The following is a 21,080-nucleotide window of genomic DNA, read 5'->3' on the forward strand; positions in this document are numbered from 1 at the left end:
CGTAAGATTTAGCCTGCTTAAAGGGTTAGTGGTTCAATAGGCTGAAAAATGAAGGTACTGCTCATCTTTCGAATAACCGGGTGATCGCCTAACGCTTCAACCGGATCAATGTGTTCTATGCCTGCAAAATTTACTGACGACATCTGGCTGCGAGTGCATTTGCAGGACAGGATATACTCATCCTCCAGATAGCCGGTCCGCTTACTGACCCGTTGCGTAAAGCCTGACACAATCACGTTGTCGAAAGGTAGCGTATGTAAAACGATACCGACCAGGCGGAACAAGCAGCCATGGACGTGGCGGGCATAGTTTTCGCGTACGGCTTTTTGCGTCATGGCTTTTTCCGTCAGCTCCGTGCCCCGGGCATTAACGCCGTAAATCTTATCAGGGAAATCTTCAATCTCAGCTAAATCAACGTCCAGCAGGACTGCTGATAGCTCCGGCTTTACTTCAAATGCAACAATCGTTTCACGCGGCCATTCAGTTTCTGCCAGCACACCCGCCAGGTATGATTCGAAAAACGCGGCGTCTGTCCGGAACTGCTGCCGGGCATCTGCCTGAGCCGTGGCGAGCCGTTTTTCATGTTCTTCTGCTTCAAACTTCCAGTTTGCATACTGTTCGGCCCAGGCCGTCCGTTGTTGCTGGTACCGGTGCTGTCGAAGGGTATTCTCACGCTCCACATCAATCAGCTCCTGCTGCCACCGGCGAAGATTTTCGGCGTGGCGCTCAGCTTTAGCTGATTCCGATTCAAACCATTTACCCAGAAAACTAATGCCTTCGCTCTCGGCAGGCTTTTCCGGCAATGCAAGGTAGTCTGGCTTTTCTGGACGCACCGGTGCCGGAACCTGAAAAGGCGACGTTCTGTTATGCAGGTATACTGCTTCCAGCTCTGCCCAGCTGATGCCTGTTTTTGGATCCGGCGTCAGCTCGTGAATATTACGGATTGCGGTTACCGCTGACATGAGTTCAGCGGCTTCCTGCTCAAGCGCCTGTCTGAGCCCCGGGTCGGTTGCCGTCCGGTTTCCACCTCCGGAACGCGCGGCCCGGTCAAGCCGGGTACGGTAACTCAGCCCGGTACCGGGCAAGCCCAGATTGGCATAGGTCCCCCGGCTACCAAAAGAAACGGAAGCACCTCTCGGCCCGACACTCAGGCTCGGTGCACCGTTACTCAGGTTGAGGCGAACGCCAGGAATAATGTTGATCGACTTTCTGAACCTGAACCCCATTATGATTTCCTTAATGATGCTGGGTCACGGTAAGTAATCTGATTCCATCAGCGCTTTGCTCGTTCTGTAACCCATAAAAACGAGCTCTGTCCAGAATGCCAGCCGCCCAGCGGCGATGTGTGGCGGGTTCACACATTGCTCCCTGCGACTTAAACACGGCCTGGGTAGAGTTCAGGATCCGCAGAGCGTCAGAATACTCACCCTGAGTGACCATCAGCGCGTTTTGAATGACCTCTATCTGACCCGGGTGAATGGCCGTTTTCCCAACAAGCCCATGTGCCATATCAAGAGCCAGCTCTCTGGCCATAACGGCATGATCGTCAATATGCTCACATACGGGCGCGGTCAGGGCAAAATCACGCGGGCCGAAGACTGAAACGAGCATTTTGATGACGTAGCCCATCGGGCTGTCATACAGCGTCAGGTCCCGGGGGCGGCGAAGCGACACAACGTTCATAAGATCGTTGCCGCCGATTCGAAGCGCAATAATGCGGTCGTGGCAGGGATGTTCCACCAGGCGAGTGGCCAGCTCGCGCATCTGAACCACGTCAAAGACGTCTTCTGTTTCCAGCGTTGGCATCATGCACAGGTGAGTCCCGCCCATGATATCCCACCATTCAGCTAACGAACTGAGGGTAAATTTCGGCAACACAAACCCATCGACAGCGGAAAGATCATAATGCGCTTTTAACCATCTGCCCATGTCGGCATGCCGGGGGCGAATGAACACCAGAGGCCAGTCATTTTTACCCAGGCTACGCATGCTGTTACTGAGCTCGTGCAGCAGGTGCTCCAGATTTTTGAGGGCGATGGGGATGTCTGCTTCACTGACAGCATCCTCCAGGCAAATCACCAGAGAGCGCAAACCCGGGATTTTCCCGTGCAGGACGGCATCAGCAATATCTTCCCGTGTTGCAGGCATGTATAGCGTGGCTCCCAGATTCCAGGGAGAAAGACGATTTTTCATCAGAGTACCTTCTTGATAATGGTTACAGCCCGATACTGGCCGAGGGTTCCCCCCATTTCTGTAACAACTATTCCCTTTTCACGAGCAAGCCCTACAAGCAAGGCAACGTCCGGGTCGTCAATAGAACGCACAAATACATGGTCCGGTACCCGACGTAATACAGCCCGGGTTGCTTCAGCAATACCGGGTTTAATACGATTGACGCTGTCCACTTTAAATTCATCGGCCAGGAACGCGATAACGTCGCGACTTGTCTGCCATAAGACCCGGGCTGACTCCATATTCCAGCTCAGGGTAGCGAGGGATGACGGGGTTAACTTCTTACGGAAATGGGCGACGGTATCGACAAGCATCCGGCTGCATTCGAATTCACTGAGATGCTCGCAAACCATGCACCCATGTAATCCTTCAGAGGACCATACTGACCGGGAGATCAGGCCTGATACCGGCGCACCCATGATGCCAAAAGGAATGAGCCAGTCATCATCACTGGCTGCAAGCCAGGAGCAGCCACAGGGATCGGCCAGGACAACCAGTCGCGGCTGCTCAGGATAGCCCGGGCGATCTTTCAGTGCGCGTACAAGCTCTCCGGTAATTGCGCCTTTACCTGTCCATCCGTCAACAAAGACAATACCGCTGGTACCATGGCGCTCTTCAATGACGTCGAGGGCTGCACCGTCAATTCCACGATCCCGGATAATGCTGATACCGTAATGCCATGAGGTTTTCCCCATGTCACGCAGGGCCTGGTGCAGCATAACGCCGAGCGGCACGCCAGCTCTGACGAGACTGGCCAGTACAATGGGCTCATCACCGAAGCGTTCGGCCAGAGCAATAGCGAGCTGTGTGACTTCTTTTGCAAGTCTCTCTGCGCCCCGATCCAGCGCCCGGTGAAACAAATCAAGATGCCATTGTGTTGGCGCTGGCTCCTGACTGAGCATGTCCGAATAATGTTTCTTCCCTGACTGAATCAGCTCTTCTTTTTGCTCAACCGGCGTCATCTCAATGACTACCGGCTTTAGCAGAAATTCCACGTCACCGGGCTGGTATGAGCCGGTAAATGTGTCATGTGGCTGCATTTTAATTTTCTCCAAAAATTCGCTGTGAAATGGCATCTGCAAACTGACTCTGACGCGGGATGCCAAACCAGCTGCACAGTTTCATAAAACGATGATCGCTCAGGCTGTCGCCCAGACCAATTACGGGGAAGACTCCGCGTTCAGCCCGAAGTTTTTCAAGAAGCCATCTGACTGCCAGCCCTTTCTCAACCGCGGTGGGAAGCCAGGCCACGTTATTACTGTTGCGGTGGATGTAGAAGCCCTCGGTCGGAAACACCGTTTCTATCTCATCTGCAATGGCATTGAGCTCGTCAAGGCGGGTGCTGTCGCGGTGCTTCATCACCATATAAACCGCCGTTTCACCGTATTCGAAGTTCAGCCTTGCCCAGGCATTGATCCCTTTTGCGTCCATCATTTCAGTGATCAGACGCTGCATCGATGTCAGCTTTTCCTGATAGGGAGCCAGCTGGCCGAGCATATGGGCCTTCCACTCCTCGTCGGGTTTGCCTTCTGGCGTGAGAATGACGGCCCCGTGAGTGGTGATTGCCCAGGAGTGGAAAGGGATCCGTACGCGGCTGATTTCTTCAGTTCCCCGTGCGGTAACGGGTATGAGTTCAGCCTGCTCCAGGAGCCAGTCCACCAACATGGACTGTTCTTCCGTCATAAAGCTTCGTGGATTCAGGGTGCGATCAACGGCACCGGTACGGAATGGCTCCAGGGCCAGCTCGTCCACCATTTTACGACGGGTCTGAAAGAGCGTGTCGTCAAGGTCGCTCAGAACAACGGGTTTATTCATAGGTAACAATCTCCACGACGGCCGCAACCTCAGCCAGCGCTTTAAGAAGCTGCGTGTCAATACTTTCTGCGGGTGTCTCAGTACACACAAGAATGCGGTCAAACTGCTGGTGGGCGACGTTATAGACAAAATTGGGGATGCCCAGCCCGTAGTTATCCGTAAAGGAAATGGCGGACTCAATGGCATAACCAACGGCGATAGGGGAGCGGGTGGTCGATCCATAAAATGCCTGTGCTCCGGCAGCTTCGAGCCGTTCAGCAAGCAGGAACGGCTCCCAGACGAATTCCCCGGTCCCGAGAACCAGAATACGTTCCCCCTTGTGGACGGAGACCTCATGGCCGAGATCGGCCGCAGGTGCGAGCATCCCCAGTCGGCCCCAGGACTGTTTTCCCTGGATGTCCCATTCTCCTCGTGAAGTTACGTTGACTTTCGGCATGTCCGGGACAGGTGCATCAGGTAATGGGGTCCATCCCCACTTACCGCTTACAAGAGAAACCGAAGTGACTGGTAAGGTGCTGCGCTCGGACAAGGCTTTGCCACTCCAGTCGGTAAGCGTAACGGCTATAACCTGTTCAATATGTTGAAGCTTGCCGGTATTACGCAGGGCTGAAAGCAGGTTAATAAAGGTATTACCGGTGGTTGCCTCGTCATCAATCAAAACCAGCGTTCGTGCGTTGGTAACACGACGTCTTTTCTCTTCATCATCTGGCAGATAGATCAGATGATCGGTGGCGTGGCTGTGTTCTTCCTTGAACTCGCAAAGCAACGTGCCATCAACCGGGTGACGGGTAGAGGTCAGATAGACAGATTCAGGATGCTGGTGGCGCACTTCATCAAATACACCGGCCCCAAGCCCAACGGCGGTTTCAGCCATACCGATAAACAGTACGGGTCCTGTCAGTGTCGAGGGGAACTGGCTGGCAAGCTGTCTGTAGGCCTGCCGCATGACTGAGGGTGGCACGGGAATGTGCCTGCCGAGTACTTTGCTGACAAACAGAAAGGCGCGTTTCGGGTTACGTCTTTCAGCGATGTCAAACAGGTCATCGAGCGAAACTTCACCCTGGTCGCGGGTTACCTGAATCGTACCGCATGAGAGGGTACGGCGATAAATCATATCTTCGAGGATATCAGACATAAATACGCCTTAATTCAGAAGGTTAGAGAGTGATTCCGGGTATGCAATTACATCCGTAATGGATCTCACCGCAACCGGAGAAAAGGTGTTTTTAGCGCTCTGGCGCACCATATCTTCAGACATCAGACCGAGCTTAAAGGCAGCAAATAACCCAGGAAGGTTCACCCCGCTGTGAAGGGTATAACCCACCCCCCCTGACGGACGCATGTTGGTTTCAAGCAGCACCGGGTTGCCATTCACATCGTTTCGCGTCTGAACATTCACCAGCCCGTCGGCCTTCATAACCCTGGCGCAGTCACACGCCAGTTCCCAGGCGCTTCCTTCGTTTACCAGATACTGGATAACCCCTTCCTTACGGCGTCCCACGGCTGCGAGTATTTCGCCCTTATCCGCGAGGATATCGACGGAAAATTCCGGGCCTGGCAGGTACGGCATCAAAACAAGGGGTTTAAACGACTCAGCAGCTGATGCTGCTGCAATATACTGTTGCGGACTGACCAGACGATGTTCGGGATGATTAAAGACGGCCATAGGCGAAGCACTGTCATCAAAGCGCCAGAATCCCATGCCATAGATACCCGTCACCGGCTTCACGCATACCGGGCTGTCAGTGAACGGCGGGGCCGCGAGGTGTGTTTTTAATTCTGCCAGCGTATTCACCCGCCAGGATGGTACGACCGGGAGACCCTTTTGCTCCATAAACTGAGCAAAAGTAACTTTTTCGTCAGCCAGAGTTAACCAGTCGACGCCCGTTGCACCGGTAGTAAGGGTGGCACCGGTCGATTCAATGGCTGAACGGTGTTCTTCAAACCACTGGCTGTTACGGCCAGTATGAATATGGTGGATGCCGTAGGACTGAATGGTTTCCTGGATAAACTGAAGACGTTTTTGAGGATCTTCAGGTTCAGTCAAAGAATAGTCGGCAACGGAAAGGATTTCATTTCTTTCGTTACGGTGGGAGGCAAAAACGGTAATGGCAAAATTATTTTTTTTTGCAAATGATTTTACCCCCTGAATAATATCTCGCTGGGAGGATAAACCTTCCATAAACCAAATTTTCTTGTTCATTTTTTTTAATTATCCGGAACGCCATGCAAATTTATGATTGAGAAGTGAGTCTATGAGTGTCTAAGCTACATGTCAATCATAATATGATTTATAACTCCTGTGGTTATGGAGTGCGTCAGGTTTTTTGGATTCCTGATAACACATTGATATTTAAATTAAACTTAGAAAATTAACACCCTGAAAAGGATTTCTTTTTGTGTTTTTACAGAAAACTACCAAAATTTCCCTTGTCAGAGAACTTCATCATGATATGATTTTCTTCGTCAGTTACTAAATATACCTTTGATTGTCTCGGTCATTACCATTTTAAGGAATAAAACATGGTTTCATTAGTTAAGAACCAGACGGTATCACTCAGCAAAGAATCATCTGCATTAAGCCAGCTTCATTTCGGTCTCGGTTGGGATCCGGTTAAGAAAAAAGGTCTTCTTGGAGGATTGTTTGGAGGCAACGACTCAATCGATCTCGATGCTGGCTGCGTATTAATGGACAGCACCGGTAAAACAATTGACACCATCTGGTTCCGCAAACTGGAATCCACCTGCGGCGCTGTTGTGCACAGTGGCGATAACCTGACCGGTGAAGGTGACGGTGACGATGAGGTGATTAATGTCAACCTCTCCCGACTGCCTGCAAACGTTGAATACCTGGCGTTTACGGTAAACAGCTTCCGTGGTCAGTCGTTCAATGACGTCGAAAACGCGTTCTGCCGCGTTGTCGATCAAACCGGCAAAGAGCTGGCTCGCTACAAGCTGACTGAGCAGGGCTCACATACCGGGATCGTTATTTCTTCGCTGCGCCGTAATAACGGCAACTGGGACTTTACCGCCCTTGGCCATGCCTGTCGCGGCCGCACAATTGACGATATGCACTCCGATATCGTTTCAGCGGTTATTCGCTAATGAACCTGACGCCGGGGGGCAATGCCCCCGTTCCAGCCCAGGAGTTGCGGGTCCGGATCACCTCGGGCGGCCAGGTGGATGCTTCGGCGTTTCGCCTGTATGCCGACGGGAAGGTGCAGGGTGATGCGGACATGGTGTTTTATGGTCAGCCACGTAACGATGATGGTACCGTCAGCCTGGTCAGTGAAGGCCAGTACTCAACCTTTACTGTCGCGCTCAACCGGCTGAAACCTGATGTCCAGAAAATTGCGTTCACCGTGACCTGTGACGGTGGGCAGACGGTGTCCGGTCTTCGTAATCTTTCCATCGACGTGGAGCAAGGGGCTACCGGCCTGGTTAGCGGCAGTGTCGAACTGAGCGGCCGTCAGGAAGCAGCCTTAATTCTGGGTGAATTTTACCGTCGTAATAATGACTGGAAATTCCGCTTCGTTGCGCAGGGGTTCAACGGTGGACTTAAACCGCTGGCAGAGCATTTCGGCGTAAATATTGCCGACGAACCGGCTCCCGCAGCCCCGACTCCTCCGGTTGTAACCCCTCCGCCAGTTGAGACAAAAATCAGCCTGAGCAAGGTATCGCTGACAAAAGAGAAGCCTGCAATCAGCCTGACCAAACGGGATAACTTCGGTGAAATCCGGATCAACCTGAACTGGCACCGGGGCAGCGGCAAATCAGGCTTTGCAGGCATGTTCGGCTCCAAAGGAATCGACCTGGATCTGGGGGCCTTTGTTGAGCTTCAGGACGGGTATAAATCGGTCATTCAGGCGCTCGGTAATGCATTCGGTGATTATCGCGATGAACCGTATGTTCAGCTCAAGGGCGATGACCGGACGGGTGATGTATCAGACGGCGAGTGGCTGCATATCAATGGACGTGAATGGAAGCATATCCGCGAAGTGCTGATTTACGCCTTTATTTATGAAGGTGTTCCCAGCTGGGACAAGACTGATGGTGTGGTCACCATTCATGTGCCGGATCAACCGCCCATTGAGACCCGCCTGACCGAAGGTGAAAACCGTCGCACATTGTGCGCCATTGCCAGACTCGTAAACGAAAACGGCGCAATTAAAGTCGAGCGAATTAACCAGTACTTCAAAGGCCAGGACGAAATGGACCGGGCATTTGGCTGGGGATTTCGCTGGAGCGCCGGTTCTAAATAACACAGCAACAAAGGAAACAGGTATGAGCTTTTTCGACAAAGTTAAAGGTGCCATTAACTCAGGCCGTGACGAACTGACCCGCCAGGTTGGCCGTTTCAAAAACAAAAAATTCATGCAGGGCACCGTTGCTGTATGTGCCCGTATTGCCGTATCGAGTGACGGCGTAAGTTCGGAAGAAAAGCAGAAAATGATGGGCTTTCTGCGCTCTTCAGAAGAGCTGAAGGTCTTCGATACCAATGAGGTGATTGAGTTCTTCAATAAACTGGTTTCAAGCTTCGATTTCGATGTTGAAATCGGCAAGGGCGAAACCATGAAATACATCCTGGCGCTGAAAGATCAGCCTGAGGCCGCTCAGCTGGCCTTACGTGTTGGTATTGCCGTTGCGAAAAGTGACGGTAACTTCGATCAGGACGAGAAACTGGCCTCCCGCGAGATCGCTATCGCGTTGGGCTTCGACCCGGCTGAATTTGGCCTCTGATCCACATCCCTAAGGGTAAAATATGGTTTCCACACACATCGGCTTCCCGACTGAAACGGTCATTGTTTTTATTGCGCTTTCAGTCGGTGCCATCTTTATTGACCTGTTTATGCACCGTGATGACAAGCCTATTTCGCTGAAGAGTGCGGCGCTCTGGTCCGTATTCTGGGTTGTGGTTGCGATGGCATTTGCCGGTTTCCTCTATATCCACCACGGTGCTGAGGTTGCCAGTCTGTTTGTCACGGGTTATGCGCTGGAGAAAGTGCTGTCGGTCGATAACCTGTTCGTCATGATGGCCATCTTCTCCTGGTTCGCCGTTCCGGATCGTTATCGCCACCGTGTTCTCTACTGGGGGATCATTGGTGCCATTGTCTTCAGGGGCATCTTTGTCGCCATCGGTACGAGCCTGCTGAGTCTGGGGCCGTATGTTGAAGTTGTCTTCGCTATTATCGTTGCCTGGACAGCGGTCATGATGCTTAAAAGCGGTGATGACGATGATGAAATTGAGGATTACTCCCAGCATCTGGCTTACCGCATGGTTAAACGCTTCTTCCCTATCTGGCCGAAGCTCAGAGGGCATGCCTTCCTGCTTAACCAGAAGGAAGTGGATGCTGAACTGGCGAAACCAGAAAACAGCGATGTCACCATTGGCCGTGGTAAAAAAGCGGCGCTGTATGCGACCCCGCTGTTCCTGTGTGTGGCTGTGGTTGAACTCTCGGACGTAATGTTCGCGTTTGACTCGGTACCGGCAATCATTGCCGTCAGTCGTGAACCGCTTATCGTCTATAGTGCCATGATGTTTGCTATCCTGGGCCTGCGTACTCTGTACTTTGTCCTTGAGGCACTGAAACAGTACCTGGTTCATCTGGAGAAGGCCGTTATCGTGCTACTGTTCTTCATCGCGGCAAAACTCGGCCTGAATGCGACCGATCACATCTGGCATCATGGTTACAGCATCGCGGCAACAACCAGCCTGTATGTTGTACTGGGTGTACTGGCGCTGGGCATTCTCGCAAGCGTCATGTTCCCGGGCAAACCTGAATCTGAGGAAAAGGGGAGTTAATCCCCTTAAGTGTTAACCTGAACAATTACTAATCGAAGAGGTTATTTTATGAGTGTTTCTCTTTCCAAAGGCGGGAACGTCTCCCTAAGTAAAGCAGCTCCGTCAATGAAAAACGTCCTGGTGGGCCTTGGCTGGGATGCGCGTTCAACAGACGGTCAGGACTTTGACCTGGATGCTTCAGCATTCCTGCTGGCCTCAAACGGCAAAGTGCGCGGCGATTCAGATTTCATCTTCTATAACAACCTGACGTCATCCGACGGTTCCGTAACGCACACCGGCGATAACCGCACCGGTGAGGGCGATGGTGATGATGAATCGCTGAAAATTAAACTGGACGCCGTCCCGTCTGAAGTTGACAAGATCATCTTCGTTGTGACCATCCACGATGCTCAGGCTCGTCGCCAGAGCTTTGGTCAGGTATCCGGTGCGTTTATTCGTCTGGTTAATGACGATAACCAGACTGAAGTTGCTCGCTACGATCTGACCGAAGATGCGTCCACTGAGACTGCCATGCTGTTCGGCGAGCTGTATCGCCACAATGGTGAGTGGAAATTCCGCGCAGTAGGTCAGGGTTATGCTGGTGGTCTGGCATCTGTATGTGCTCAGTACGGCATTAACGCGTCCTGATCAAAAAGTAACTTTTCTACCCGGGGCTGTTAATGCAGCCCTCATTCAACTGTTTGCAGGAGCTAAAAATGGCAGTTTCTCTCGTAAAAGGCGGCAATGTATCTCTGACCAAAGAAGCACCAACCATGAATGTTGCTATGGTTGGCCTAGGCTGGGATGCCCGTGTAACCGATGGTCAGGGTTTTGACCTGGACGCTTCCGTGTTCGCAGTAGGCGAAGACGGTAAAGTGTTGTCAGATGCGCATTTCATTTTCTTCAATAACAAAACCAGCCCTGATGGCGCGGTAGAGCACCAGGGCGACAACCGTACCGGTGAAGGCGACGGCGACGATGAGCAGGTCAAAATCGATCTGACCAAAGTCTCAGCAGATATCAAAAAACTGGTGTTTGCCGTTACCATCTATGATGCAGAAGCGCGTAAACAAAACTTCGGCATGGTGAGCAACAGCTTCATGCGCGTTTACAACAACGACAACGGCACGGAAATTGCCCGTTTCGATCTGTCTGAAGATGCCTCAACCGAAACCGCTATGGTCTTCGGTGAACTGTATCGTCATGGCGCTGAGTGGAAGTTTAAAGCTGTCGGTCAGGGCTTTGCCGGTGGCCTGGCGGCTCTTGCCTCCCAGCACGGCGTTAACATCTAAAATAACGCTGAATCATACCCCGGCAATGCCGGGGTTTTTTTTGGTTGCGATCCGCTATCAGGAGGGGGGGGGCAGAAAGGGTTCGGGAATCTCAGAAAGCAGAGAGATGTTAATTCTGACGTGAGCCTTTTAAAGGCAGGAAACGGATTTTTCTCTGGTTGCTGGTTAAAGCCTGTATTCCGTGCCTTATATCAACAGCATGCCCCTCTGATATATGTTACGTTTGCGACTTATGAAGGCACGGGTTCTGGAAGATAAAATACCCGACCAATGGAAATTCCAATTCAACAGGTATAGAAACTTCAACGTGATGAAATATGGTGTCACACCATATATACGCCTCACCAGAAATCCAGCGTCCTGAACTAAGCCAGGGGAACCTATATAAACGCTGCGCTTTAAAATAATCAAAAATCAGGAGAGTTAATGTGAATCTACAATCCGGACAAAACATACCACTTCAGCAATCTGCGATCAGGCTGAATCTTCAGTACCCTACCAAATCCGGCTTTAAAGGCGAACCCGATACCTGCCTGTTCCTGCTTAATGCTCAGGGAAAGGTCAGCGGCGATTCTGACTTTATCTTTTACAATAATCTGTCTTCTCCTGAAGGGGCAGTAAAGCTCGTTACCGGTTCTCAGCAGTCCAGCATTGAGATAGCACTGGATCGTGTTCCTGCGAACATCAGTAAAATTGCAATCACAGTTGTCATTGATGGTGAAGATACCATCAGTGGGCTCAGTTCGTTGAGCATGCAGGCTCAAGGAATCGCTGAGTTCCAGGCTGAGACTCAGGGCCGCAGTGAGAAAGCAATTATCCTGGGTGAAGTATATCGGCACAATGGCGCCTGGAAGCTTCGTGCGCTCGGGCAGGGTTTCAACGGTGGTCTTGAGCCTCTGGCCATTAGCTATGGCGTTGATGTCGCACAGCCAGCTCCGCAGCCAGCAAAGCCTGCTCGTATCAGTCTGGAAAAGAAACTGGAAACCAGATCTCCGCGCCTTGTAAGCCTCGCTAAAAAAGCCTCGGTCAGTCTTACTAAAAATAAACTGGACACCCTTGAGGCAGCGGTTGCATTTGTACTTGACGCATCCGGCTCAATGAGTGGCCAGTTCAGTAAGGGTAACGTTCAGTCTGTGCTGGACCGCATCGCCGTTCTTGCCGCCCAGTTCGACGACGACGGTGAAATGGATGTCTGGGGATTTGGAGAGAAGCATAAGAAGTATCCAAACGTCACACTGGACAACCTGGACACATATATTCAGTCCATTCGCGGGGCTGGAAAGCGTTCAGCCTGGGAGAACCTGCCGGGCCTCGGAGGGACAAACAACGAGCCTCCTGTGATGGAAGAAATAGTCGACTACTTTAAGGACTCGAAAATCCCGGTGTATGTTGTATTTATTACCGATGGCGGGATCAGCAAGACCCGGGCGATTAAAGATGCAATCCGGCGTTCTGCCAACTACCCCATCTTCTGGAAGTTTGTCGGCCTGGGTGGTTCAAGCTACGGTATCCTCAAAAATCTGGATGACTTTACTGACCGCCGGGTTGATAACACCCACTTCTTTGCCATGGATGATTTCGGTTCGATTAGCGATGAAAAGTTATATGATAATCTACTGGAAGAATTCAGACCGTGGATCGATGAAACAAAAAGGTTAGGCATCCTTTAATACGCACAGTTTGAGCTTGGTTGAATGAGCTCTACAGCAGCTTAATACTGTAGAGCCTTTGTTCATTGGAAATCGTACAGGGAGGCGCATATGGACCGCATCAAGTACCTGAAATGGATAGCTGAAGAATCACCAAGTACGGCTCAGCAGCTGGTGGCCTGGTTAAACAGAGCAAGGCACTATACGCCCGACATGAAAGAGCATCAGGCAGGTGTACAGATTCAAGAAAAGGGGATTGTTGTAGGGCTTAGACAAAGTACTAATCGTTATCATGGAGATTGTCTGACCATACATGTGGTACGGCTTCCGGAAGAAATACAAAACAAGGGATGGTTTAAGTCTTTTCTGAAGCTTTGCTGTGAATCGAATCCCTGGTGCGATGTTGTAATAGAAGACGTGAAAAACCCATATTTATTAAGCTTTTGTAAGAAACTAAACTTTACTGTATTAGATGAATTTTACCCGAATACTTACATAGTAAACACAGATGCCATTATGAGTTTACCTATCCCACCCTTAGGGAGATACGAAACCTATCTTTATTAAACCTGCGAACCTTTACCGGTTGCGTGGGGAGCGGATGGACTTCGGCTAAAGAAAAATCACATCGTCTATTTTGACCAGAAAAAGCTAATCTGCTTGATGTAATGCAGAAACGCATTACATTAATATCTTCTCCCAACAATCACCTGAACAATTCCCTGATTGCTTTTCACCTCATACCAGTGCTGGCTCATAGTTAGTCCTTAAGCAAATTTGTTATCGGAATAAAGAACGAAGCCAGCCTCATCGAGGCGCATAACCTTCTTCCCTTAACGCCTGTTGTAATTTTTCAATTGCGCTTTTCATTACCCAGGCTTCTTCGTCACTCACAGCACAGCCACGAAGATCGCTCCAGCTCAGACGTTTAACTAATTGAGCAAGGGCCATAGTTTCATTCTCATCAAGCTGCAAACTCAGTGTCTCAATACCTTCCACTATCTAACCTCCCTTATACTGAAAAATGGCGCTTTATTTCTGACCAGATGCCGAAGCCTTGAATGCGGCCGGAACTGCCGTTGTTTCTACTTTACAGAAATGGAATTAAAAAGTGGTGGTGCTGGGCACGTTTCTTTTCCAGTCGGGGTTTAAGCCAGAGCCGAAACTCATTCAACTTCTCAGCAGCCAAAACCGCTTCAACGGGGAAAACTTTATATTTACCCTGCTGCTGAGGTTCACCCAACCATCGCCTGATGGCTCCGTCAGTCCATAAACGAGTCTCTTTGAGCCTGGTTACAGTGACCCATTTCCTGGACCATTCATCAAATTGTCGCTGGCGATCCCGATAACGTTGTTCTTCCTGCTGACGAAGCCAGTCGCGATCAACAGCGAATTTTCGGTATCCAACAAAGAGCCCTTGTACTTTGGCCATGACAACATTCCGGTTTGCTTAGAACTGTTCAGACAGACATGTCAGGGATAAAGCTGAAGAAAAAGGTACAACGAAGAATAACCAAGACATAGGCCTGCCGGGTAAGTGGTGCGGTGCACAGGACTGTCGGAAAGTACGCTCAGAGAGGGTCGTTTAAGCATGATGCACCACCGCCAGCCAGCCTTAATAATGGTAATGTACCACTGGGTTACCAGACAGACCAGTAACGCATCAAACATAAAACTGTTTTTTAAAAAACGTCAGGAACGTAGCCTGACCTTTTAACCAGTGGTGTAAAAAACATACAGATTGCTCTGAGGTATGAGGTTCAGCAACTAGCCTTGTCGACGCAGAAACATTAAGTAATCAATAGCAGCTATCGCAAACAATGGTGAAAACCACCACGTGCTTTTCAACAAGCCAAGCGGCAGAAAGAGTACAGTTGCCATCGAATAAACAAAAACACGAACCATACCATCTGTAATAAACATAGGCTATTTGCAATCTGAGGTTGGATTGTAGATTTTAGTTAGAAATGGATCAAAGTCCGTTTTGTGCAAAACTTGGTTGACAACCCTCTTTTGGAAGATGTGCCGTTTCGTGCAAAAGTTGGTTGGAGGCCAAGATGGCAGAGTTCGTAGGTTCGGCTGCTTCGCAAGCTGATTTCATTTGGAAGAACGCGGAAGACCTGTGGGGGGGGATTTCAAGCATACCGACTTCGGCAAGATCATTTTGCCGTTTACTCTGCTGCGTCGATTGGAGTGCGCACTGGAGTCTACACGGGAAGCATCGCTCGATAGCCAACCAGCCACGATTGAGTTCTTAGAAGCAGAGTTCAGTGTTGATTTCGATGCGCTGCTATCTTGACCGCCAATCAGACCCGCATGGTTCAGGTTTGTGTATGAGAGTCCCCAAATGGCTGTAGTTCTAACCAAAGCCTTGATTGAAGCCGGCCGCGCCGGAAATAGTGGGTACAGAAAAGGCAGTTGCTTGCGCTGGGCGTAAGTTACCCGCCGAAAAGCGGCTGGATCGAACGACTGATCGGCACTGAGGTATCTGACGAGCAGTACGAACGCTTTCTGGGGCACAGCACGAGCAAGCAGGCTGAACAGATCCTACGCGGAGAGCAGCCAGCCAAGGGGCTTCAGTATGCAAAGCGAGCGAAGAAGCTCGCTTCTGAAAGAAAAGCCACAATTGATCTGGATAACGAGCACCTGTCTGAAATCGAAAAGTATCGGTAGCCCTAGACTTTTAGCCGCTGAAGATCTCTTAGATACCATTGGTGAAACTTGCTGAAGTCAGCCTTCTGTTTCTCTACCGTGCTGTTATAGATCGCATCACTGGTAACCGCACAAGCAGTCCAGCCAGCCTCATAGACGAAGCGAGTAGCTATCGGTGACTTCTTCGGGGTGCTATCCCAGCGGTTTTTGAGCCACCGCGCAAGCCCTTCATCAAGAGGGACCACCAGATTTAGCTGCTGTTTTGTGCGAGTGATACCGACATAAAACAGCCGACGTTCCTCCTCGATTTCCTCTTCGGCCGGAGGGGTGTTCATCGATGTGCGAACGCTGTAAACATCATCGGGTTTGCCGCCAGGAAATTCCTGCTCATTCAGCCCGATCAGGGGTCGTCTCAGAAAACGGAATCTATGGTCACTCCCGTTTTTGCAACACCGATTTTGACGACAAGTTGGCTTGCTTGAATCTATCCGGCGTCTGAATGGGATTTTATTCCCGCGCCTTGATGAGTTCCGCGCCTGATGAACCTCCAGAAAATATACGGCTTCAATGAGCCTTTCCGTTTTACAGGTTCCTCAACAGGCCGGTGGGCCGTTAGTATCATCAATATCAGTATTCGCAAAACCAGATCAGTAATTCTTTAAACCGGTGTATTTCTGCCGTTATGCTACATAAGTTTGCTGTCGTGCCGTTAGGGCCCAGGCTATTCTGGCCAGCTTGTTTGCCAGAGCACAAGTGACGACAAAGTTGCTTTTCCGGCACAGTAAATCCCTGACCCAATCGGCCAATTTGCCAGACTGGTGTTCCAGTTTTTGTATGAATACCCTGGCACATTGAACCAACAAAGTTCGGATCTTTTTATTACCTCGCTTACTAATTCCCAGCAATGTCGTCCTACCTCCCGTGCTGTACTGCCGAGGTACAAGCCCTGTTGCCGCCGCAAAGTCACGGCTGCTGGCGTACTGCTTCCCGTCGCCAATCTCAGTTGAAATAGTACTCGCTGTCAGTGTTCCGACGCAGGGAATGCTCAGCAAGCGCTGTCCAACCTCATCTTCGTCCAACTTTCGTTTCAACTGGGATTCCAAATCTTTAATCTGCTCAACAAGATAGTGATAATGCTGTTGTAATTTCAGCAATAACTGGCTGAGGTAAAGAGGCAAACTATTATCCTCAAGAATGGTACTCAGTCGGCTAATAACGGCAGCTCCTCGGGGAACGCTAATGCCAAATTCCAGCAGAAAAGCATGCATTTGATTGGTTGTTTTTACCTTATCCTGAACCAGGGATTCACGGACACGATGCAGAGCCCGCATTGCCTGCTGAGATTCCGTTCTGGGCTGCACAAAACGCATAGACGGACGCGATGCAGCTTCACAAATAGCTTCGGCGTCGACAAAGTCGTTTTTATTGCTTTTAACGAACGGGCGGACAAATTGTGGTGATATCAGCTTTGGGGAATGCCCCAACTCTTCCAACTTGCGTGCCATAAAGTGAGAACCGCCACAGGCTTCCATTGCGATGGTTGTAGCGGGGCATGTCGCCAAAAATTCGATCAACTTTGGCCGGGTAAATTTTTTACGGTAAACAGCCTTCCCGCGACGATCCTGGCAATGAATATGGAAAGAGTTTTTACCCAGATCGATACCAATGAGCGCAATGTTTTCCATGATAGTTGTCATTTTCAGAAGACGACTGCACCAATTGACGGGGCGTAACGCCAGATGTGCAGGCGACTCCTGACAACGCAATATCAGAAGTCATCTGCACCAATCTCGACTATGCTCAATACTCGTGTGCACCAAAGCGAGGTGTGAGCATGGCGTCAGACACATCATTGATTGCCGAGCAAGGCGTGGCCACCCTGCCCGATGCGGCTTGGGCGCAGGCCCGGCAACGGGCGGAAATCATCGGGCCGCTGGCAGCGCTTGATGTGGTCGGGCATGAAGCCGCCGATGCCGCTGCTCACGCGCTTGGCCTGTCCAGGCGGCAGGTGTATGTCCTAATCCGCCGTGCCCGGCAAGGTGCTGGGCTTGTGACGGACCTGGCTCGCAGCCGATCCGGCGGCGGAAAAGGCAAGGGACGCTTGCCGGAATCAGTTGAGCGCATCATCCGCGAGTTGCTGCAAAAGCGCTTCCTGACCAAGCAGAAGCGTAGCCTGGCAGCGTTCCACCGCGAGGTCGCGCAGGCTTGCAAAGCGCAAAAGCTGCGGGCGCCGGCGCGCAACACCGTGGCTCTGCGGATCGCCGGCCTCGATCCGCTCAAGGCCACTCGCCGCCGGGAAGGTCAGGATGCGTCCCGCAGCCTGCAAGGTGTCGGTGGTGAGCCTCCCGCCGTGACCGCGCCACTGGAACAAGTGCAGATTGATCACACGGTCATCGACCTGATCGTGGTGGACGAGCGCGACCGGCAACCGATTGGCCGTCCGTATCTGACCATCGCCATCGACGTGTTTACCCGCTGCGTGCTCGGCATGGTCGTCACGCTGGAAGCGCCGTCATCTGTTTCGGTCGGCCTGTGCCTTGTGCATGTCGCCTGCGACAAGCGTCCCTGGCTGGAGGGTCTGAACATAGAAATGGAGTGGCCGATGAGCGGCAAGCCCAGGCTGCTCTACCTGGACAACGCGGCCGAGTTCAAGAGCGAAGCGCTACGCCGAGGCTGCGAGCAGCATGGCATCCGGCTTGACTATCGCCCGCTCGGGCAGCCGCACTACGGCGGCATCGTGGAACGGATCATCGGCACGGCGATGCAGATGATCCACGACGAATTGCCAGGGACGACCTTCTCCAACCCTGACCAGCGCGGCGACTACGATTCCGAAAACAAGGCCGCCCTGACGCTGCGTGAGCTGGAGCGCTGGCTCACATTGGCGGTCGGCACCTACCACGGCTCCGTGCACAACGGCCTGCTCCAGCCGCCGGCAGCGCGCTGGGCCGAAGCTATCGCGCGGACCGGCGTGCCAACCGTCATCACTCGCACCACGGCTTTTCTGGTCGATTTTCTGCCCATCATCCGCCGCACGCTGACCCGCACCGGCTTCGTCATCGACCACATCCATTACTACGCCGATGCGCTCAAGCCGTGGATAGCTCGGCGCGACCGCTTGCCTGCGTTCCTGATCCGGCGCGACCCGCGCGACATCAGCCGCATTTGGGTGCTGGAGCCGGAGGGGCAGCACTATCTGGAAATTCCATACCGCACCTTGTCGCACCCGGCTGTCACCCTCTGGGAACAACGACAGGCGCTGGCGAAATTGCGGCAGCAAGGGCGCGAACAGGTGGATGAGTCGGCGCTGTTTCGCATGATCGGCCAGATGCGCGAAATCGTGTCCACCGCGCAGAAAGCTACGCGCAAGGCGCGGCGCGACGCGGATCGACGCCAGCATCTCAAGGCAACGGCAGTTCTTTTCAAAACCACGCCACCACCGGACGCGGACATGGCTGACCCGCAGGCAGACAACCAGCCACCTGCCAAACCGTTCGACCAGATTGAGGAGTGGTAGCCGTGGAAGAATATCCCATCATCGACTTGTCCCACCTGATGCCGGTGGCCCAGGGCTTGGCCCGTCTTCCGGCGGACGAACGCATCCATCGCCTTCGCGCTGACCGCTGGATCGGCTATCCGCGAGCAGTCGAGGCGCTGAATCGGCTGGAAGCCCTGTATGCGTGGCCGAACAAACAACGCATGCCCAACCTGCTGTTGGTCGGTCCAACCAACAACGGCAAGTCGATGATCGTCGAGAAATTCCGCCGCACCCACCCGGCCAGCTCCGACGCCGACCAGGAGCACATTCCGGTACTGGTCGTGCAGATGCCATCCGAACCGTCGGTAATCCGCTTCTACGTCGCGCTACTTGCCGCGATGGGCGCGCCATTGCGCCCGCGCCCACGGCTGCCGGAAATGGAGCAATTGGCGCTGGCACTGCTACGCAAGGTCGGCGTGCGCATGCTGGTGATCGACGAATTGCACAACGTCCTGGCCGGCAACAGCGTCAACCGCCGGGAATTCCTCAACCTGCTGCGTTTCCTCGGCAACGAGCTGCGCATCCCGCTGGTCGGGGTCGGCACACGCGATGCCTACTTGGCGATCCGCTCGGACGACCAGTTGGAAAACCGCTTCGAGCCGATGATGCTGCCGGTGTGGGAGGCCAACGACGATTGCTGCTCACTGCTGGCCAGCTTCGCGGCTTCGCTCCCGCTGCGGCGACCCTCGTCGATTGCCACGCTGGATATGGCCCGCTACCTGCTCACGCGCAGCGAGGGCACCATCGGCGAGCTGGCGCACCTGTTGATGGCGGCGGCCGTCGCTGCCGTGGAGAGCGGTGAGGAAGCGATCAACCATCGCACGCTCAGCATGGCCGATTACACCGGTCCCAGCGAGCGGCGGCGGCAATTCGAGCGGGAACTGATGTGAAGCCAGCGCCACACTGGCCACTGCATCCGGCTCCCAGGGAAGGCGAAGCCTTGTCTTCGTGGCTCAACCGCGTGGCCCTTTGCTATCACATGGAGGTGTCCGAGCTGCTGGAGCACGATCTTGGTCACGGCCAGGTTGATGACCTGGACACCGCGCCACCACTGGCGCTGCTGGCGATGCTCTCCCAGCGGAGCGGCATCGAGCCGGACCGGCTGCGTTGCATGAGTTTCGCCGGCTGGGTGCCTTGGCTACTGGACAGCCTTGATGATCAGATTCCAGATGCATTGGAAACCTATGCGTTCCAGCTCTCGGTGCTGCTGCCGAAACTCCGCCGTAGGACGCGATCCATCACGAGCTGGCGTGCCTGGCTGCCCAGCCAGCCGATACATCGCGCCTGCCCGCTCTGTCTGAACGATCCGGAGAACCAAGCCGTACTGCTCGCGTGGAAGCTGCCCCTGATGCTGAGCTGCCCACTGCATGGCTGCTGGCTGGAATCCTATTGGGGCGTGCCAGGGCGGTTTCTCGGCTGGGAGAACGCCGACGCCGAACCGCGCACTGCCAGCGACGCGATTGCGGCGATGGACCAGCGTACCTGGCAGGCACTGACGACCGGCCACGTGGAGTTGCCGCGCCGACGCATCCACGCCGGATTGTGGTTTAGGCTGCTACGCACGCTGCTCGATGAGCTGAACACCCCGCTTTCGACGTGCGGCACCTACGCGGGGTATCTCCGCCAAATCTGGGAATGCTGCGGGCATCCGCTGCGTGCTGGGCAAAGTCTGTGGCGACCGTATGAAACCCTGAACCCGGCAGTACGGTTGCAGATGCTGGAGGCGGCGGCAACGGCAATCAGCTTGATTGAGGTGAGGGATATAAGCCCGCCAGGCGAGCACGCAAAGCTATTCTGGTCCGAGCCCCAAACCGGGTTCACCAGTGGCCTGCCGGCGAAAGCGCCGAAGCCCGAACCCGTCGATCACTGGCAGCGTGCAATCCAGGCCATTGATGAGGCCATCATTGAAGCACGACACAACCCCGAGACGGCACGCTCGCTGTTCGCGTTGGCTTCCTATGGTCGGCGCGACCCCGCTTCCTTGGAACAGTTGCGCGCCACCTTCGCGAAGGAAGGCATCCCCCCGGAATTTCTGTCACATTATGAGCCTAGCCTACCCTTTGCATGCCTTAGACAGAATGACGGGTTAAGTGACAAATTTTGACGTGCAGAGCTTCCCG

The 21,080-nt window shown here is 52.9% G+C and carries 22 protein-coding genes and 1 pseudogene; 13 read left to right on the forward strand and 10 right to left on the reverse strand.

Features of this window, described 5'->3' with window-relative positions; all coding sequences use genetic code 11:
• Positions 1 to 17: 17 nt before the first annotated feature.
• From ACLHV8_RS22565 to ACLHV8_RS22590, 6 genes are read right to left on the reverse strand one after another with little or no spacing between them, the layout of a single operon-like run.
• Positions 18 to 1,226, reverse strand: coding sequence for a DUF4236 domain-containing protein (locus ACLHV8_RS22565; protein WP_011152964.1), 1,209 nt, complete (start codon positions 1,224 to 1,226; stop codon positions 18 to 20).
• A gap of 10 nt (positions 1,227 to 1,236) precedes the next feature.
• Positions 1,237 to 2,193, reverse strand: coding sequence for an HpcH/HpaI aldolase/citrate lyase family protein (locus tag ACLHV8_RS22570; RefSeq protein ID WP_031942304.1), 957 nt, complete (start codon positions 2,191 to 2,193; stop codon positions 1,237 to 1,239).
• Positions 2,193 to 3,272, reverse strand: a complete 1,080-nt coding sequence (locus ACLHV8_RS22575; protein WP_001585166.1) for a cysteine protease StiP family protein — start codon at positions 3,270 to 3,272, stop codon at positions 2,193 to 2,195. The genes ACLHV8_RS22570 and ACLHV8_RS22575 overlap by 1 nt, the downstream gene beginning before the upstream one ends.
• 1 nt (position 3,273) lies before the next feature.
• Complete coding sequence (locus ACLHV8_RS22580) at positions 3,274 to 4,047, reverse strand: hypothetical protein (protein WP_001040058.1); 774 nt, start codon at positions 4,045 to 4,047, stop codon at positions 3,274 to 3,276.
• Positions 4,040 to 5,182, reverse strand: coding sequence for a phosphoribosyltransferase domain-containing protein (locus ACLHV8_RS22585; RefSeq protein WP_001280115.1), 1,143 nt, complete (start codon positions 5,180 to 5,182; stop codon positions 4,040 to 4,042). The genes ACLHV8_RS22580 and ACLHV8_RS22585 overlap by 8 nt, the downstream gene beginning before the upstream one ends.
• Positions 5,183 to 5,191: 9 nt before the next feature.
• On the reverse strand, positions 5,192 to 6,250 hold the full coding sequence (locus ACLHV8_RS22590; RefSeq protein WP_012695441.1) for an ATP-grasp domain-containing protein: 1,059 nt from the start codon (positions 6,248 to 6,250) through the stop codon (positions 5,192 to 5,194).
• Between the two features lie 320 nt (positions 6,251 to 6,570).
• Here ACLHV8_RS22590 and ACLHV8_RS22595 point away from each other — a divergent pair, with 320 nt between their 5' ends.
• The 8 genes from ACLHV8_RS22595 (at position 6,571) to ACLHV8_RS22630 (ending at position 13,337) form a co-directional block, all read left to right on the forward strand.
• Positions 6,571 to 7,152, forward strand: coding sequence for a tellurium resistance-associated protein TerZ (locus ACLHV8_RS22595; protein ID WP_000254137.1), 582 nt, complete (start codon positions 6,571 to 6,573; stop codon positions 7,150 to 7,152).
• The gene (locus ACLHV8_RS22600) at positions 7,152 to 8,309 is read left to right on the forward strand and encodes a TerD family protein (protein WP_001054786.1); all 1,158 of its coding nucleotides are present in this window, start codon (positions 7,152 to 7,154) and stop codon (positions 8,307 to 8,309) included. The genes ACLHV8_RS22595 and ACLHV8_RS22600 overlap by 1 nt, the downstream gene beginning before the upstream one ends.
• A 22-nt stretch (positions 8,310 to 8,331) precedes the next feature.
• A complete protein-coding gene (locus ACLHV8_RS22605; protein ID WP_000007449.1) occupies positions 8,332 to 8,787 on the forward strand; it encodes a tellurite resistance TerB family protein in 456 nt (151 codons plus the stop codon).
• Positions 8,788 to 8,809: 22 nt separating this feature from the next.
• Positions 8,810 to 9,850, forward strand: a complete 1,041-nt coding sequence (gene terC, locus ACLHV8_RS22610) for a tellurium resistance membrane protein TerC (protein WP_000255079.1) — start codon at positions 8,810 to 8,812, stop codon at positions 9,848 to 9,850.
• Between the two features lie 48 nt (positions 9,851 to 9,898).
• A complete protein-coding gene (gene terD / locus ACLHV8_RS22615; RefSeq protein ID WP_000116680.1) occupies positions 9,899 to 10,477 on the forward strand; it encodes a tellurium resistance membrane protein TerD in 579 nt (192 codons plus the stop codon).
• 68 nt (positions 10,478 to 10,545) lie between these two features.
• On the forward strand, positions 10,546 to 11,121 hold the full coding sequence (locus ACLHV8_RS22620; protein ID WP_000301247.1) for a TerD family protein: 576 nt from the start codon (positions 10,546 to 10,548) through the stop codon (positions 11,119 to 11,121).
• A 428-nt stretch (positions 11,122 to 11,549) separates the two neighbouring features.
• Positions 11,550 to 12,791, forward strand: coding sequence for a vWA domain-containing protein (locus tag ACLHV8_RS22625; protein ID WP_001053340.1), 1,242 nt, complete (start codon positions 11,550 to 11,552; stop codon positions 12,789 to 12,791).
• Between the two features lie 90 nt (positions 12,792 to 12,881).
• Complete coding sequence (locus ACLHV8_RS22630; protein ID WP_000374058.1) at positions 12,882 to 13,337, forward strand: hypothetical protein; 456 nt, start codon at positions 12,882 to 12,884, stop codon at positions 13,335 to 13,337.
• A gap of 240 nt (positions 13,338 to 13,577) precedes the next feature.
• Here the strand turns inward: ACLHV8_RS22630 and ACLHV8_RS22635 are convergent, their stop codons facing one another.
• Positions 13,578 to 13,769, reverse strand: a complete 192-nt coding sequence (locus ACLHV8_RS22635; RefSeq protein ID WP_000398479.1) for a hypothetical protein — start codon at positions 13,767 to 13,769, stop codon at positions 13,578 to 13,580.
• 91 nt (positions 13,770 to 13,860) lie between these two features.
• Positions 13,861 to 14,202 carry a hypothetical protein gene (locus tag ACLHV8_RS22640; protein ID WP_001151572.1) on the reverse strand — a complete coding sequence of 114 codons (342 nt, stop codon included), beginning with the start codon at positions 14,200 to 14,202 and terminating at the stop codon, positions 13,861 to 13,863.
• Between the two features lie 625 nt (positions 14,203 to 14,827).
• Here ACLHV8_RS22640 and ACLHV8_RS22645 point away from each other — a divergent pair.
• Both ACLHV8_RS22645 and ACLHV8_RS22650 read left to right on the forward strand, forming a co-directional pair.
• Positions 14,828 to 15,048: pseudogene (locus tag ACLHV8_RS22645) on the forward strand (type I restriction-modification system subunit M N-terminal domain-containing protein); the annotation flags it as partial.
• 140 nt (positions 15,049 to 15,188) lie between these two features.
• Positions 15,189 to 15,443, forward strand: a complete 255-nt coding sequence (locus ACLHV8_RS22650; protein WP_000880375.1) for a hypothetical protein — start codon at positions 15,189 to 15,191, stop codon at positions 15,441 to 15,443.
• Between the two features lie 2 nt (positions 15,444 to 15,445).
• Here the strand turns inward: ACLHV8_RS22650 and ACLHV8_RS22655 are convergent, their stop codons facing one another.
• Positions 15,446 to 15,991: a 3'-5' exonuclease gene (locus tag ACLHV8_RS22655; protein WP_306307854.1), complete on the reverse strand. Its 546-nt coding sequence runs from the start codon at positions 15,989 to 15,991 to the stop codon at positions 15,446 to 15,448.
• A 111-nt stretch (positions 15,992 to 16,102) separates the two neighbouring features.
• The gene (locus ACLHV8_RS22660; RefSeq protein WP_000427623.1) at positions 16,103 to 17,107 is read right to left on the reverse strand and encodes an IS110-like element IS4321 family transposase; all 1,005 of its coding nucleotides are present in this window, start codon (positions 17,105 to 17,107) and stop codon (positions 16,103 to 16,105) included.
• Positions 17,108 to 17,256: 149 nt separating this feature from the next.
• On the opposite strand from ACLHV8_RS22660, the gene ACLHV8_RS22665 reads away from it, so the two are divergent.
• From ACLHV8_RS22665 to ACLHV8_RS22675, 3 genes are read left to right on the forward strand one after another with little or no spacing between them, the layout of a single operon-like run.
• Positions 17,257 to 18,939 carry a Mu transposase C-terminal domain-containing protein gene (locus ACLHV8_RS22665; RefSeq protein ID WP_010791757.1) on the forward strand — a complete coding sequence of 561 codons (1,683 nt, stop codon included), beginning with the start codon at positions 17,257 to 17,259 and terminating at the stop codon, positions 18,937 to 18,939.
• A gap of 2 nt (positions 18,940 to 18,941) precedes the next feature.
• Complete coding sequence (locus tag ACLHV8_RS22670; protein WP_000393453.1) at positions 18,942 to 19,850, forward strand: TniB family NTP-binding protein; 909 nt, start codon at positions 18,942 to 18,944, stop codon at positions 19,848 to 19,850.
• Positions 19,847 to 21,064 carry a TniQ family protein gene (locus ACLHV8_RS22675; protein WP_011405615.1) on the forward strand — a complete coding sequence of 406 codons (1,218 nt, stop codon included), beginning with the start codon at positions 19,847 to 19,849 and terminating at the stop codon, positions 21,062 to 21,064. Before ACLHV8_RS22670 ends, ACLHV8_RS22675 begins: the two co-directional genes overlap by 4 nt.
• The last annotated feature ends 16 nt before the right edge of the window (positions 21,065 to 21,080 follow it).

Source organism: Enterobacter sp. CPE_E863, assembly GCF_046521465.1.
GTDB classification, from domain to species: domain Bacteria; phylum Pseudomonadota; class Gammaproteobacteria; order Enterobacterales; family Enterobacteriaceae; genus Enterobacter; species Enterobacter adelaidei.